Below are 15451 nucleotides of genomic sequence, written 5' to 3' on the forward strand. Positions count from 1 at the left end.
ATATGGCCTCGAACAAATCGAACGGGTTCTGGGAACTCGTCAAAACCGTCGTTTACGCGGTGGTCATCGCCGTGGTCGTGCGCACGTTCCTGTTTGAGCCGTTCAGCATACCCTCCGGCTCGATGATTCCCACGCTTCTCGTCGGCGATTATCTGTTCGTTTCGAAATATTCCTACGGCTACAGCCGCTACTCGCTGCCATTCGGCATGCCATTGTTCTCCGGGCGTCTGCTCGCCGACCAGCCGGAGCGGGGGGACGTGGTTGTCTTCAAGCTGCCGACGGACAACACCACCGACTACATCAAGCGGGTGATCGGACTGCCCGGCGATCGGATCCAGCTCAAGAACGGGCTGCTTTACATCAACGACGAACCGGTCAAGCGCGAGCCGGCGGGCCAGTTCATCGCTCACAGCGGCCTGGCGCTGGCGCAAACCTATCATCGCTACATCGAAACCCTGCCGAACGGGCGCCAGCATCCGATCATTGAGATCAGCGACAGCGGCCCCTTCGATAATACCGGCGTCTATACCGTTCCCGAAGGCAGCTACTTCATGATGGGGGACAACCGGGACAGTTCGCGCGACAGTCGCTTCTTGAGCGAGGTCGGGTATGTTCCGTTCGAAAATCTCATCGGCCGTGCCCGGGTCATCTTTTTCTCCGTCGACGGTGAGGCCCTGGCGTTTTGGGACTGGTACAAGACCGTGCGTTTCGATCGCTTGTTCCAGATCATCGAATGAACGAGTGCCGCCCTGCTCACGCCCGCCGTCTGCTCGAGCTGCAGGAGCGCCTGGACTATACCTTTGTCCACCGCCGCTTTTTGGAAGAGGCGATGACGCACTCAAGCTTCCAGGGTGACGGCAGCGGTCGGCGGCATTGCAACGAGCGGATGGAATTCCTTGGGGACAGAGTCCTCGGTCTGGTTGTCGCCGAACTGCTATATCGCAAGTTCCCCGGCGAGGAAGTCGGCGCGCTCGCCCGCCGGCATGCCGCGCTCGTTCGCCGCGACGCACTGGTCGAGGTCGCGGGCGAATTGGCGTTCGCCGATTGTCTGCGTCTGTCGCGCGGCGAGGAGGAGGCCGGCGGGCGGCACAACCCCGGCCTGATCGCCGATGCCTGCGAAGCGTTGATCGCCGCGATCTATCTCGATGGCGGCTTTGGCGCGGCGAAGTCGGTGGTCGAACGTCTGTGGTTGCCACTGGTCGAGCGTGATACCGCGCCGCCCAAGGACGCGAAGACGCTGCTGCAGGAGTGGGCACAGGCCAAGGGTCGCGCCTTGCCGCACTACCGCGAGGCCTCGCGCAGCGGACCGCCGCACGCTCCGCTGTTTTGTGTCGAGGTCCGCGTCGACGGCGTCGAGCCGGTCAGCGCCACCGGCTCGTCGAAACGGGCGGCGGAACGCGCGGCGGCCGAGGCGCTGCTGTTGAAGGTCAGCCTGCGCAATGACGAGTGAAGACAAGGCAGCGAGCGAAGACCTGGACAGGGCCTGCGCCAGCGGTGTGCGTCGCTGCGGTTTCATCGCCATTCTCGGCGCGCCCAACGTCGGCAAGTCGACACTGGTCAACCGGCTCGTCGGGACCAAGGTTACCATCGTCTCGCCGAAGGTGCAGACGACGCGCTCGCGCGTGCTCGGCATCGCGCTCGTCGGGGCGAGCCAGGTTCTGCTCGTCGATACGCCCGGCCTGTTCCAGCCACGCCAGGGCGGTTCCCGGCGCCTTGATCAGGCGATGGTCGAGGCCGCGTGGGAGGGCGCCCGCGGCGCCGATGGCATCGCGCTGGTCGTCGACGCGACCCGGAAAACCCAGGAGGGAACCGACTTTGTCGTCGCTTGGCTCCGCCAACACAGCCGCCGTGCGGTTCTGCTGCTGAACAAGATCGATGCGGTCGACAAGGCACGCCTGTTGGCGCTGACCCGGGACCTCGACGCCACCGGCGTTTTTACCCGTGTATTCATGGTTTCGGCGCTGACCGGCGATGGCGTGGGCGACGTTGCCGATTGGCTTGCCTCGGCAGTTCCCGAAGGTCCATGGCTCTATCCGGAAGATCAGGCGTCGGATATGCCGACGCGAATGCTGGCGGCGGAAATCACTCGAGAGAAGCTGTTCTGGCAGCTCCAGCAGGAACTTCCGTACTCGATCGCCGTCGAGACGGAGACATGGACGGAAAACGCCGATGGCAGCATCCGGCTGGAGCAGGTGATTTACGTCGAACGTGAAGCCCAGCGCGGTATTGTCATCGGCAAGGGCGGGCAGCGGATCAAGCAGGTGGGACAACTCGCCCGTCGCGAGATCGAGGAGATTCTCGACTGCCGCGTGCACTTGTTCCTGTTCGTCAAGATTCGCCAGAAATGGCGCGATGATCCGGGATTTTTTCGCCTGCACGGCCTCGCGTTTCCGCCACGAAAGCCGTCCGGCTGATCGACGCCGGCCGCACAACGGCCCCGGGATGTGGCCCAGGGAACGGCCCCAGAAACGGCGAGGACGATCAGCGCCCCGCCGTTCAACCGGGGTCAGAAGGCGACGGCTACCCCGTTCAGCCGTTCGACGGCATCGCTGAGCGCGGCGTCTTCGCTGTCAAAAAACCGTTCGACGTCGGTCAGCGGTACTCCGTTCTCATCGATTTGTCTCCACACCCAATGCTCTCCGCTACTCAAGATCTGCACACGCGCGTACAGACGATGAAAATATCCTCGGCGAGACGGATGCGGTTCGGTGATCATGATGTCGTGAACACTCACGGAACCTTCCTCTTACCTGTGGTGACCTGTGATGCGATTGTTTTGGCGGCGGCCATTTTGTCAGGGGCGGTCCAAAACGGCTCGCACTGTAGCGCTTATGCACAAGGCGGGCCAGCACTTGGCGAAGACGCTGGCAGCCTCGAGAGTTGCGGAGTCTTCAAGGGGTTATGACCAAAGGGAGAATGTCTGTGCAGACTTTTGGAGTGCATAGAATTTAGGCACAATAGCGAACGTGACGAGCGGGCACGGGCAGGCAGGAGCGATTGATACGGCAATGGAATGGAGCGGGGAGGCCATCGTTTTGAGCGCACGTCCGCATGGTGATACGGCGGCCATTGCCTCGCTGCTGACGCGCGCTCACGGTCGCCATGCCGGCTTGGTGCGCGGCGGCGTCTCGCGCCGCGCTCGCGGCACCTTGCAGGCAGGAAACCGCGTCGTCGCCCGCTGGCGCGGCCGCCTTGTCGACCAGCTCGGCGCGCTCGACTGCGAGCTCGGCCACAGCCTTGCCCCGGCGGTTCTCACCGATCGCCTGCGCCTCGCCGCGGTGGTCTCCGCCTGTGCGATCACCGAAGAGGCGTTGCCGGAGCGCGAGCCGTTCCCCGAGCTGTTTGCCGCGCTCGATGCGCTGCTGGAAGGGGTCGAGACCGACGGTGACTGGGCCTGTGCCTATGTTCGATGGGAGGCGTTTCTGCTGGGTAAACTGGGTTACGGTCTCGATCTGTCGCGCTGCGCCCTGACGGGTGCGACGGACGGGCTCGCGTTCGTCTCGCCGCGCACCGGCCGCGCGGTGACGGCGACGGCGGGCGCCGCTTGGAGGGAACGCCTGCTGCCTCTGCCGGCGTTCCTCGTTGAGCCGGCATCGGCAGCCTCGATCGCTGACGTAGCATCGGGCCTCGCGCTGACCGGCTCGTTTCTGCGGCGCTTCGTCTTCGGCGATCGCGTCCAGGGTCTGCCGGCGGCGCGCGGCCGCCTGGTGCAGGAACTGGCGCGCCGATCGGACGGCCCGGTCGTCACGCCGACGATGCCCACGGACGCGAGGAGCTAGCCCAATGGTGCAGAGTCCTTCCGCGGGCCGCGTCGAGGACGTCTCGCTCGCCGACGCGCTGACCGAGCGCTACCTGACCTACGCCGTCTCGACGATCGTCGGCCGTTCGTTGCCGGATGCGCGCGACGGCCTGAAGCCGGTGCACCGGCGCCTGCTCTACGCTATGCGCCAGCTCCGTCTCGATCCCGCCTCCGGGTTCAAGAAGTGCGCGCGTGTCGTCGGCGACGTCATCGGCCGCTATCACCCGCACGGCGACGTCGCCGTCTATGATACGCTCGTGCGGCTCGCCCAGGATTTCGCGGTGCGCTATCCGCTAGTCGAGGGGCAGGGCAACTTCGGCAACATCGACGGCGATGGACCGGCGGCGATGCGCTACACCGAGGCGCGGCTGACCGCCGTCGCCGAAGCGCTGATGGACGGCCTCGACGAGGATGCGGTCGACTTCCGGCCGACCTACGACGGCGAGGACGAGGAGCCGGTGGTGATGCCGGCGGGCTTTCCCAATCTTCTCGCCAATGGTGCCGCAGGGATTGCCGTCGGCATGGCGACGAGCATTCCACCGCACAATGCCGGCGAGATCTGCGCCGCCGCCGTGCATCTGATCGATCATCCGGATGCGACGATCGACGATCTGACCGCGCTGCTTCCCGGGCCCGATTTCCCCACCGGCGGCGTGCTGGTCGAGGATTTCGCCACCCGCGCCGAGGTCTTCCGGACCGGCCGCGGCTCGTTGCGGCTACGGGCCCGCTGGCAGGTCGAAAAAGGCGAGGGTGGTGCCTCGCTGATCATCGTCAGCGAAATCCCCTATCAGGTGCAGAAGGCGAAACTGATCGAACGGCTGGCCGATCTGCTCGGCGAGCGCAAGCTGCCCTACCTCGCTGATATCCGAGACGAATCGACTGAGGCGGTGCGCATCGTGCTGAAGCCGCGGGGGCGATCGGTAGACGCCGAGGCGATCATGGCCGACCTGTTCCGGCAGTCCGACCTCGAGGTGCGCATCGCCGTCAACATGAACGTGCTCGCCGACGGCCTCACCCCTCGCGTTCTCGATCTCAAGTCGCTGCTGCGCGCGTGGCTCGATCATCGGCGCGTGGTGCTGCACCGGCGCAGTCTGTTCCGCCGGGGAAAGATCGAGCAGCGATTGGAACTCCTGGCCGGCTTTCTGCTCGTTCATCTCAACCTCGATGAGGTCATTCGCATCGTCCGCGAGGAGGATGATCCGAAAGCGGCGCTGATTGCCCGCTTCGAGCTGACGGAAACCCAGGCGGATGCGATCCTCAACATGCGCCTGCGCCAACTCCGCAAACTCGAGGAGATCACTTTGCTCAAAGAGCAAGAGGGGCTCCTCGCCGAGCGCGCCGGGCTCGATACCCTGCTGGCGAGCGAGAAGAAGACGTGGCGGAAGATCGCCGCCGAGGTGCGCGATATCGGCCGGCGTTTCAGTGGCGAGACGGAACTCGGCCGCCGGCGCACGGGAATTGCCGATGCGCCGCAGCCGGTGGCCCCGCCCGCCCGGGTCCAGCCGGCGGCCCAGCCGATCACCATCGTGTGCTCGGAAAAGGGCTGGTTGCGCGCGATCCCCGAGCACCTCGCCGATCTTGCGGCAATCCGCTACAAGGAGGGCGACGCCGGGTTGTTCGTCGTCCATGCGATGACGACCGACCGGCTGTTGATCGTCGGCGGCAACGGGCGCCTCTATACCCTCGGCTGCGACCGGCTGCCGGGTGGCCGCGGTTTTGGCGAGCCGCTGCGCCTGCTGATCGATCTGCCGCATCCGTTCGAGCCGATCGCGCTGCGCACGCATCGCGAGGCTGGTCGGTTGCTTGTCGCCTCCGCCGCGGGCAGGGGATTCGTCGTCGCCGAAGCGGAGGTGCTGGCGCAGACGCGCGCCGGCAAGGTCGTGCTCGTCACCGACGGCGAGGATCGCACCGCTTTCGCTCATCCGATCGGCGCGAGTGACGATGCCGTGGCCGTTGTCGGCAGCAATCGCCGCCTGCTGGTTTTCGCCCTCGCCGAACTCCCGGTCATGGGGCGCGGCAAGGGGGTTCTATTGCAACGCTACCGCGACGGAATCCTCGCCGACCTGACGACCTTCGCCCTCGCCGACGGCCTTTCCTGGCAGACGGCGCGCGGGACGCGGACGGAAACCGACCTGCGCCCGTTTCTCGGCAAGCGGGGGCAGGTCGGCCATACCGTGCCGCGCGGCTTTCCGGCAAATGGCCGCTTCAACGGCTAGGTCAGTTCGCCCTCGCGGCGCCTCACCCGGGCGAGGGCGCGGAAGTCGCGGGCGGTCAGGCCGAAGGACGCCTTGAAGCAGCGGCTGAAGTGTGACGAGTCGCAAAAGCCCCAGCGGAAGGCGATCTCGGTGACCGGTTCGCTATCGCAGCCAGGGTCGGCGAGTTCGGCCCGGCACCGTTCAAGCCGTTGTGCACGCACGTAGGGACCGAACGCCGTTCCCGCGCCACGAAACACCCGATGCAAGTGGCGTGTCGAGATCCCCAAAGCGCCCGCGACCTGCGCCGGGCTGAGCGCAGGGTCGCTCAGACGATACGCGATCTGCTGCTGCACGCCATGCCAGCGACGCTGCGCCGACTGTGTCCGTCTCGGGCGGCGCGAGCGACGGCGCTGTTCCGCATCGAGCGCCGCCACGGCCAATCCGGCGAGTGTCTCGCGAACAATTTCCACCTGACAGCCGGGAAGGGCGTCGGCGGCATCGGCGACGGCGACGAACAGTCCCCGCAGGATACGACCCATCGCTGAGCGACCGTCAATCAACCTTGCTGCGGGTCTGCCATCGGTGACGAGATCGGCTGTGACGTACGAGCGGAGCGCAAGGCGCGGCATCAGCACACCCATCTGCCGTGAGCGTCCCGCCGGGGATTGAGTAATCGCTGCACTGGAGTCGACCAGCAGGAGATCGCCCGGCCGGCACGCGATTTCGCTATCGCCGCAGGCGATGGTTTTCGTCCCCTCGACCTGCAGGATCAATACGCAGCACGGCCCGGCGTGGCGAGGATCGGGCAAAACCGAACCCGACCCATCGGCGACCATGCGTCGCATCGGTCGCTTGGCGCCGGAAGCGGCCTGGCGTTCGCGTGGCGCGTGGGCCTCGGGCAGGCTTTCGCGCGGCAAAAGGAGCGCCGTGGGCGAATGGGCAACGACACCCGAGAGCATCGCGACCTCGCTGCTGGCGATCAGTTGTACCGGCGTGGGCATCCGTGTCCTCCGCCAACCCCGACGCATCCGGTAGATGCCATCGCGCCCGGCAACGGCTTCCGTTCAAGCTAATTCTGTACACGCCTTAATGCGCCGGAAAAAGTCATACGAAAGTATAAGTCCTTCGCGTTCGACGAAAGTACGAAGCTCCATGTCCGTGTCATCCAACCCGATGACGCGCTCAGACAAGAGTACGCCGTCTGAGCACGTTATTATTCACTTTTATCAATTGAACGACAAAAGGAAGCGATTTCTAAATAACGATAATACATCGCAAAACACAATATATGGGGAGGAACAACAGATGCTGAATTGTCTCTTCGGCAGGAAGTTCGCTGCAGGAGCGATTTGTGCGGCGCTGCTGGCGATGGCAACTCCGGACGCCATGGCGGTCGACGTCGATCCTGGCGAGTACGAAGCGGCACCGCCCGGCACCAGCTTACTGATCGGCTATGGTCTATTTGACTGGTACGATCAGTTCCACGACCGCTCCGGCGACAAAGTCTCGGACAGCCGCCTGAACACACAGACGGGGATTCTTCGTCCGGTACACTTTGTCGATATCTTCGGCATTACCGCCGACCCGCAGTTCTTTTTGATCTACGGTTGGCAGGATAATGCCAAGTTGGGGGGAGCCACTCTGGACGATGCCAGCGGCTTCTACGACATGATCCTCGCTAGCACATTTTGGATCATCAATAATCAGGAGAAGAAGCGCTGGTTCGGCATCACCCCATTCCTCTGGCTTCCAGTAGGCAATTACAGCAAGAATAATGCGCTGAACACGGGCGAGAACCGCTGGAAGGGCGCCATCCAGCTCGGCTACAATGAGCATTTCGACGAGAATTGGGCGGCCGACTTCTACTTCGATACCACCATCTATGGTGACAACGACTCGTACGGGCCCGGTCATGACAAATTGAAGCAGGATCCCTCATACCAATTCCAGACATGGCTCCGCTACTACATCACGCCCGAGTGGAATGTGGCTCCTGGCTATTCGGCCACCTGGGGCGGATACACGAGGATCTCTGGCACAACCGACCCCAAGGCGCAAACGCAAGCGCAGCAGCTCCGCTTGGCCACCCAATATTGGTTCACGCCCGATTTGCAATTCGAGACCCAGATGCGCACCGACGTATGGAGCGAAGGCGGATTCCAGGACACTTTCGGTCTGCACTTCCGCATCTTGAAGGTGTTCTAGCCGCTCCTATCGACATCATGCCCTCCGCCGCGTACCCTCCTCTGTGGCAACGAAGCCACAGAGGCAGTGGCCGCGAGTCTGCGGATGTGAACGGCCTTTTCGCGTGACCAGTCAGTGTTTAGTGAGAACAATCTCTGGCGAGAAGGTCCTCAAATGCGGAAGGGTTGGATACATGCGGTGGCCGTGCTGGCCGGTACCTTCGCGGCGATGTCTGCGCCAGGAGGGACTAGCCCGGCGCGGGCCGCTGAAGTGCCTTTGGAGTTCCCCGAGGGCGGCCCGATCACGCCGACGGATACGGCGCTCTCCGACTGGGCGATCGACCAGCGCATCGCGTACATCGAGCAGCGCCTTGATGACAACCGCCTCCACGGGCAGGTGTGGTACTGGAGTTGGATGACGATCAACGGCGGCAGCGCCGCCATCCTTGGCATCCAGGCCGGCCTCAGTAACCATAAGGACGATCGCATCAACAACGGCGTGCAGGCCGGTCTCGGTGCCATCGGCGTCGCCGACCTGTTGCTGCGTCCGCTTGAGGCGCGACATGGCGCCGATCCGATCAGCGATCTGCCGGATTCGTCCCGACAGGAAAAAATCGTTAAGCTGCGTGCCGCTGAAACCCAGCTCCATCGCAACGCCGATCGCGCCGACGAACGCTACGCGGTCGTTCAGCACGCCGGCAACGTCGGCGTCAATGCCGCGGCAGGGCTCATCATCGGCTTGGCCGGCAAACGCTCCGACGGGATCATTGCTTTCGTCACCGGCGTGATCGGCGGCGAAATTCAGATCTGGTCGCAGCCTTGGGAGCCGGCGGACGACTGGCAATCCTACAAGCAACAGTACGCAGGGCAGGTCGACCGCTCACGACTCACGGCGTTCCTCGTTCCGATCGCCGACGGCGGCGCCGAAGCCGGCTTGCGCTGGACGTGGTGAAGACGCGGCATGGTGGCGTCGCGACCCGGCGATGCTGAGGGCGCTTGACGTCTTTGCCCGGTGCGTCGATGCGCTGAACGAGCGGATCGGTCGCGCCGTTGCCTGGTTGACGCTGGCGATGGTCCTAATCGCTTTTCTCGTCGTCGTCCTTCGCTATGTCTTCAGCGTCGGCTTTGTCTGGCTGCAGGAATCCTACGTCTGGATGCATGGCGCGGTGTTTATGCTGGGCGCCGGCTATACGCTGCTGCACGATGGCCACGTGCGCGTCGATATCTTCTATCGGGAGGCGTCGCCACGGTTCAAGGCGTGGGTCGACCTGTCGGGCGTCTGTGTCCTGCTGGCACCGATGCTGATTACCGTCTGGGTGGGCGCAATGCCTTATGTCCGCTCTTCATGGATGGCGCTTGAGGCGTCACGCGAGGCGGGCGGTCTGCCGGGACTTTTCCTGCTCAAGACGATCATTCTCGTTTTTTGCGCGCTGCTCGGCTTGCAGGGGCTCTCGCTCGCCGCCCGCTCCCTGCTGACGCTGCTCTCGGGGGAAGCGGACAATGCCGGCACGGCGAAAGCCAAGGATACTCTACGCTGATGGGCGTCGAGGGGCTGAGCCTGTTGATGTTCGTCGTCGCCTGCGGCGTGTTGATCCTGGGTTTTCCTGTGGCGTTCAGCCTCGCCGGCACCGGCCTTGCCTTCGCCCTTCTTGGCAATCTCGCGCACGACTTCGATCTGCGCCTCCTGGGTGGCCTTGCCTCGCGGTACTTCGGCATCATGGTCAACGAGGTCCTGGTCGCGGTGCCGATGTTCGTCTTTATGGGCGTAATGCTGGAGCGGGCGAAGATCGCCGAGCAACTCCTTGAGACAATGGGGCTATTGTTCGGGCGCATGCGCGGCGGGCTTGCCCTTTCGGTGATTTTCGTCGGCATGGTTCTGGCGGCGTCGACCGGTATCGTCGGTGCTACCGTCGTGACCATGGGCCTGCTCAGCCTGCCATCGATGATCAAGGCGAAGTACGACCCGCGGCTTGCCTGCGGTGTCATCTGCGCCTCCGGCACCCTCGGCCAGATCATCCCGCCGTCCGTGGTTCTCGTTCTGCTGGGTGACATGCTGCAGGGCGCCTACGCCGAGGCGCAGCGAGCGACCGGCAACTGGGCGCCGGCACCGCTGTCGGTGATCGATCTGTTCGCCGGCGCGATCCTGCCGGGAATGCTGCTGGTCGGCCTCTACATGACGTGGGTTCTCATCAAGGCGATCGTTGATCCGGCCGCAAGTCCGGCTCTGGTCAGCAAGTCCGCAACCGTTGAGGGGCTGGGGCGGCGTGTCGTTGACGCGCTGCTACCGCCGGCGGCGCTGATGTTCGCGGTGCTGGGCTCGATCCTGGCCGGTATCGCCACGCCGACGGAAGCGGCGGCGGTGGGTTGCATCGGCGCGCTGCTCCTGTCGTCCCGCGTCGTTGGGCGGTCGAAGGGGGACGAGGCGGTCCGGACGGTGCATCGGTTTTTCTGGTCGCGGCCGTGGGCGCTGCTGCTGTTCATCGGCCGCCGTCTCGACAACGGCTCGCAGCGATCGATCACCGCCGCCGGATTCGCCCTGTGCGCCCAGATCGTGCTGCATATGCTATTCGATTTGCGCATGGGGCGCGAGGTGCTGCCGTGGCCGGACGTCGCCGCGTTCGTACTCGCCGTGGCCCTGTCGGCCGTGGTGCTGCGGGGATTGCTCGTCGCCCTCGCGCGGGTGTACGAGGCCGGCATCCTCGCCGAGGTGATGCGCTCGACCACGTCGATCAGCAGCATGGTGTTCGTCATCCTGCTCGGTGCCTCGGTTTTCTCCTTGGTGTTTCGCGGTCTCGGCGGTGACCGGGTGGTCGCCGAGGTGCTGAACGGCCTGCCGGGCGGCGCCGCCGGGGCGATGGTCGCGGTCATGGCAGTGATGTTCGTTCTCGGCTTCTTTCTCGACTTCATCGAGATCATCTTCGTCGTCGTACCGATCGTCGGCCCGATCTTACTCCAGCAGGGGATTGATCCCCTGTGGTTCGGGATAATGATCGCCATCAACCTGCAAACGAGCTTTCTCACCCCGCCGTTCGGCTTCGCCCTTTTCTATCTGCGTGGCGTGGCGCCACCATCAATTACAACTTTGCATATCTATAGAGGGGTCGTTCCATTCGTGTGCATCCAGCTCGCCGGTCTTGCGATTGTGGCGCTGTTTCCGCAACTGGTCACCTGGCTGCCGCGGGTGCTGTTTCGCTGACGGCCGCTGATCGCCCGCAGGCCGGTGAGGCCGGTTGCCGGCGTTATCCGGCGTTGGCCTTGGCGAACGGATAGGGCAGGGCGCGGGCCTGGGAAAACGCGGACTCCGAAAGGTTGGTCCATGCCATGGCGTTGGCTCGGAAGCGGAGCAGGCTGTCCATGACCTTGCGGCTCGCCTCGTCCTTGCCGGCGAGATCGGCGAGGACCTCGCCCGACAATTTGCCGAGCCCTTCCAGCACAGGATCCGGGAACTTGCGCAGTGCGACCCCGTGATCATGGATCAGCGTCTGCAAGGCGGTGTTGTTGCGGGCGACGAACTCGCTCAGCACCCAGCCGTTGACGGCGGCGTTGGCGGCTTCGACGATGGCCTGCAGGTCGGCGGGGAGCTTTTCCCATGCGGCGAGATTGATGAAATTATCGAGAGTCGAGCCGGGTTCGTGCCAGCCGGGATAGTAATAGTACTTCGCGCTTTTATAGAGGCCGAACGCGAGGTCGTTGTACGGGCCGACCCACTCCACCGCATCGACGGCGCCGGATTGCAGCGCCGGCGGGATCTCCGCGCCCGGCAGGTTGACGACGTTGCCGCCCGCCGCCTTCACCACCTCACCCCCGAGACCGGGAATGCGCATCTTCAATCCCTTGTAATCCTCGAGGCTATTGATTTCCTTATTGAACCATCCACCCATCTGGGTTCCGGTGTTGCCGCTGGGGAAGAATTTGCAGCCCATCTGGCGATAGAGTTCATCGGCGATCGCCTGTCCGTCGCCATAGCGGAACCATGCGTTTTGTTCTGCGGCGAGGAGTCCGAACGGAAATGTCGTCAGGAACTGCACCGCGGCGATCTTGCCTTTCCAATAGTAGGGTGAGCCGTGCCCCATCTCGACCGAGCCGCTGGCGACGGCATCCATCGCTTCGAAGGGAGGAACCAGTTCGCCGCCGCCAAAGACCCTAACGCTCAGCCTTCCCTCGCTGGCCTTGGTAATCAACTGCGCCAGCAATTCCGCGCCGGTCCCGAGGCCGGGAAAGTTTTTTGGCCAGGTTGTGACCATCCGCCATTCGATCCGCCCTTGCGAAATCGCCGGCGCGGCGAAGGTGGTTGTGGCGGCGCCGGCCGCTCCGGCGACTGCGGTACCCTTGAGGAAGTGGCGGCGATGCATCGGGCGAAGCCTCCGTGACGGTCCGGCAGTTCGGCGGCGGGAGGGGGTAGGGCGGCGTCGAATCCCGCGACCGGTGTCGCCGGCTCTTTGCTGCGTTCAGTGATAAAACCGAATACCGCAAGCCGCTTGCCCACACAATGGCAAGGCGAATGCCGCGGTGCCTAAGCGTTTATGCGGAACGGGCGGGTGCTTTTGGGATCGTTTACGTCAAGCAATTGCCATCCGCCGGACGTGTATGCCTCAAGCGGCTGAAAGCGGGATTTGTAGGCCATCTTGGCGCAGTCCGCGACCCAGAAGCCGAGATAGACGTAAGGTAAACTCAAGGTCTGCGCGCGCTTGATCAGCCACAGGATCATAAAGCTGCCCAAGCTGCTACGCTCGCTGCGTGAATCAAAGAACGAGTAGACGGCGGAAAAGCCGTCGGTCATGCGGTCGGTCAGGCAGGCGCCAAGCAGGGTGCCGTCCGGCCCGCGCACCTCGTGGATCACCGTATCAACGGGCGTGTCTTCCACCAGGGTCTGGAAGTCACAGAAATCCATTCGCGACATCTCGCCGCCCGTGTGCCTGTCTTGCTGGTAGGAGCGAAACAAGGCGAATTGCTCGTGCGTCGCGCGGGCCGGAACCTCGGTGACGCTCAGATCGGCGTTGCGCCTGTCGATTCGCCGCTGAGTCCGGTTCGGAGAGAACGAGCCGGCGAGAACGCGGACGGCGGCGCAGGCGTTGCATCCCCGGCAGACGGGAACATAGGCAATGCCATGACTGCGCCGAAATCCGGCCCGCGAAAGGGCATCGTGGAAGCCGCTGGTTTGCCGGCCGGCTAACTCGGTGACCAGTCGTCGTTCAAACCGGCCGGGCAGGTAAGGGCACGGCAGTGGTGCCGTGACGAAAAAGAAGCGGGCACTCGGCATCAGCCGGTGTTTCATGATGGCGATCGAACCTGAAAAGCGACACGACCCGGATAAAATAACACCGATCGGCGTCCGTTTGAACGAACGAACGACGACTGCGTCGCAATTTCGTCAAATTATCGCTTTTCGCCAGTCCCGCGCAGCAGGACCACCGAGAGCCGCCGATTGCCCGGCGCCGACGGATCGCCAGCGATCAAAGGATCGGTCGCCGCTTTGCCGATCACCCGGGCGATGCGGTCTTCCGGCACGCCATATTGCAGCAGGGCTCTACGGGCGGCATTCGCCCGATCCGCCGAAAGCTCCCAGTTGGAATACCCGGATTCGGTTTGGTAGCGGGTGGCATCGGTATGGCCGGTGATGTCGATGTCCTGCGGCATGCGCATGATCACCTTGGCGACCAGTTCGAGCACCTTGCGGGTATGGGCGAACATCTGCGAATCGCCCCGGGGAAACATCGGCAGGCCTTCCTGGTCGATAATCTGAATGCGCAACCCCTCCGGCGTATCGTCAACCACCAGGCTTTTCGACAGCCCGCGCAGATCGGGATCTTCGCCGATCGCATCGTGCAGTTGACGCTCGGCCTCCTTGAACTGCTGTTCTTCGTGCTTTTTCCATTGCTCATTGAGCTCTTTCTTGCTCAGCTCCAGCGGTTGGTCGTTCTCGTCATCAGTGTCTTTCAGCTCGACTTGCGCGGTCGCACTATCGCTGACCTGAGGGGTGATCGGAACGTCGGGTTGCGGGACGGCGATGTTCTTGATCGTCCTGCCGGATAGCATACCGACACCGCCACTGGTCTTCGATTTGGTCGAGATCGGTGCGAAGTACTGTGAAATGCCGCTCAATGTTTCCTTCGGCACGGCGTTAAGCAGCCATAACAGTAAGAAAAACGCCATCATCGCCGTGACGAAATCGGCGTACGCCACCTTCCAGGCGCCACCGTGGTGACCGTGCCCGCCCTTCTTAATCCGTTTGATGACGACCGAGCCGCCCTTTTCCGCCATGGTGTGGTCCTCAGGACGGAAGCTGGACGGTCTGGAAGGCGGCGTCCATGTCGGCGAACGACGGGCGGACCGCTCCAGGCAGGATCTTGCGGGCGAATTCTACAGAGACCTGCGGCGCGTAGCCCTGCACGTGGCCGATGAGCGCCGTCTTGATGCACATCATGTAAAATCCATCGGCGGTATGCGTATTCTCCACCGACTTGGCCATCGGTGCGACGATGCCGTAGGACATCAAGATGCCACTGAACGTTCCGACCAGCGCGCCACCGATCAGGTGACCCAGGACCTCGGGCGGCTCGGTGATCGAGCCCATGGTATGGATGACGCCGAGCACCGCGGCGACAATTCCGAGAGCCGGCATGGCATCGGAAACGTTCTGCAACGCGCCCGAGATTGCGTGGTTGTCGGCATGGTGCGCATCGAGTTCGGCGTCCATCACCGCTTCAAGCTCATGCGGCGCACACGTTCCCATCGTCAGCAGTCGCAGGTTGTCGCATAAGAACTCGACGGCGTGGTGATCCTTGGCGAAGCCGGGATAGCCCTGAAACAGAGCGCTCTCTTCAGGCTTGTCGATGTGCGATTCGAGCGCGAGGTCCCCTTTGGATTTCGACAGCTTGAACGTGGCGAACAGCATCGACAGCAGCTCGATGTAGCTGTCCTTCTTCAGCTTCGAGCCTTTCAGTAGGGTGCCGAAGGATTTCATCGTCCCCTTGATGATCGACATCGGGTTTGACACGACGAACGAGCCAATCGCGGCACCGAAGATGATGATGAATTCGAACGGCTGGAAAAGCACCTCAAGATGTCCGCCGGCGCCGATATATCCGCCGACGACACACCCGAGGACAATAATCAATCCGACGATACAAAGCATTGGCTCAACTCATTTCGTTGCTTGACGGACCTGAACGTGTGCTCCTACGTAGACAGCTTCGCCATCGTCTGCTTCCGATCTGCTCCGTTCGACGGTTCTGGAAGGGCAGCCGAGCGATACGCTAGCAGCCGATGGTTAT

General features: G+C 63.4%; 15 protein-coding genes. 9 read left to right on the top strand and 6 right to left on the bottom strand.

Annotation, left to right across the window (positions count from 1 at the left end; translation table 11 throughout):
- The first annotated feature begins 2 nt into the window (after window positions 1-2).
- From lepB to era, 3 genes are read left to right on the top strand one after another with little or no spacing between them, the layout of a single operon-like run.
- Window positions 3-737, top strand: a complete 735-nt coding sequence (lepB, locus tag IPK66_10580) for a signal peptidase I (GenBank protein ID MBK8175682.1) — start codon at window positions 3-5, stop codon at window positions 735-737.
- A complete protein-coding gene (rnc, locus tag IPK66_10585; GenBank protein ID MBK8175683.1) occupies window positions 734-1450 on the top strand; it encodes a ribonuclease III in 717 nt (238 codons plus the stop codon). The genes lepB and rnc overlap by 4 nt, the downstream gene beginning before the upstream one ends.
- The gene (era, locus tag IPK66_10590; GenBank protein ID MBK8175684.1) at window positions 1440-2414 is read left to right on the top strand and encodes a GTPase Era; all 975 of its coding nucleotides are present in this window, start codon (window positions 1440-1442) and stop codon (window positions 2412-2414) included. Before rnc ends, era begins: the two co-directional genes overlap by 11 nt.
- Before the next feature lie 92 nt (window positions 2415-2506).
- On the opposite strand, the gene IPK66_10595 is transcribed toward era, so the two are convergent.
- Window positions 2507-2734, bottom strand: coding sequence for a hypothetical protein (locus tag IPK66_10595; protein ID MBK8175685.1), 228 nt, complete (start codon window positions 2732-2734; stop codon window positions 2507-2509).
- Between the two features lie 274 nt (window positions 2735-3008).
- On the opposite strand from IPK66_10595, the gene recO reads away from it, so the two are divergent.
- Window positions 3009-3779 carry a DNA repair protein RecO gene (gene recO, locus IPK66_10600; protein MBK8175686.1) on the top strand — a complete coding sequence of 257 codons (771 nt, stop codon included), beginning with the start codon at window positions 3009-3011 and terminating at the stop codon, window positions 3777-3779.
- 4 nt (window positions 3780-3783) lie between these two features.
- Entirely contained in the window at window positions 3784-6015 is a 2232-nt protein-coding gene (gene parC / locus IPK66_10605) for a DNA topoisomerase IV subunit A (protein ID MBK8175687.1), read from the top strand.
- Here parC and IPK66_10610 read toward each other — a convergent pair.
- Window positions 6012-6995, bottom strand: a complete 984-nt coding sequence (locus tag IPK66_10610) for a helix-turn-helix domain-containing protein (GenBank protein MBK8175688.1) — start codon at window positions 6993-6995, stop codon at window positions 6012-6014. The genes parC and IPK66_10610 overlap by 4 nt on opposite strands.
- Before the next feature lie 304 nt (window positions 6996-7299).
- Between IPK66_10610 and IPK66_10615 the strand changes: the two genes are divergently transcribed.
- The 4 genes from IPK66_10615 (at window position 7300) to IPK66_10630 (ending at window position 11373) form a co-directional block, all read left to right on the top strand.
- Window positions 7300-8199, top strand: a complete 900-nt coding sequence (locus tag IPK66_10615) for a transporter (protein MBK8175689.1) — start codon at window positions 7300-7302, stop codon at window positions 8197-8199.
- Window positions 8200-8376: 177 nt separating this feature from the next.
- Window positions 8377-9129: a hypothetical protein gene (locus IPK66_10620; GenBank protein MBK8175690.1), complete on the top strand. Its 753-nt coding sequence runs from the start codon at window positions 8377-8379 to the stop codon at window positions 9127-9129.
- A 31-nt stretch (window positions 9130-9160) separates the two neighbouring features.
- Complete coding sequence (locus IPK66_10625) at window positions 9161-9715, top strand: TRAP transporter small permease subunit (protein ID MBK8175691.1); 555 nt, start codon at window positions 9161-9163, stop codon at window positions 9713-9715.
- Window positions 9715-11373, top strand: coding sequence for a TRAP transporter large permease subunit (locus tag IPK66_10630; protein MBK8175692.1), 1659 nt, complete (start codon window positions 9715-9717; stop codon window positions 11371-11373). The genes IPK66_10625 and IPK66_10630 overlap by 1 nt, the downstream gene beginning before the upstream one ends.
- A gap of 43 nt (window positions 11374-11416) precedes the next feature.
- On the opposite strand, the gene IPK66_10635 is transcribed toward IPK66_10630, so the two are convergent.
- From IPK66_10635 to motA, 4 genes are all read right to left on the bottom strand, one after another.
- Window positions 11417-12529 (bottom strand): TRAP transporter substrate-binding protein, encoded by a 1113-nt coding sequence (locus tag IPK66_10635; GenBank protein MBK8175693.1) that lies wholly within the window; start codon window positions 12527-12529, stop codon window positions 11417-11419.
- A 161-nt stretch (window positions 12530-12690) separates the two neighbouring features.
- Complete coding sequence (locus IPK66_10640; protein MBK8175694.1) at window positions 12691-13452, bottom strand: arginyltransferase; 762 nt, start codon at window positions 13450-13452, stop codon at window positions 12691-12693.
- A gap of 101 nt (window positions 13453-13553) precedes the next feature.
- On the bottom strand, window positions 13554-14438 hold the full coding sequence (gene motB, locus IPK66_10645; GenBank protein ID MBK8175695.1) for a flagellar motor protein MotB: 885 nt from the start codon (window positions 14436-14438) through the stop codon (window positions 13554-13556).
- A gap of 10 nt (window positions 14439-14448) precedes the next feature.
- Complete coding sequence (gene motA, locus IPK66_10650) at window positions 14449-15312, bottom strand: flagellar motor stator protein MotA (protein MBK8175696.1); 864 nt, start codon at window positions 15310-15312, stop codon at window positions 14449-14451.
- Between the last annotated feature and the right edge of the window lie 139 nt (window positions 15313-15451).

Source organism: Rhodospirillales bacterium (genome assembly GCA_016712595.1).
In the GTDB taxonomy this organism is placed as follows: domain Bacteria; phylum Pseudomonadota; class Alphaproteobacteria; order Rhodospirillales; family Defluviicoccaceae; genus Defluviicoccus.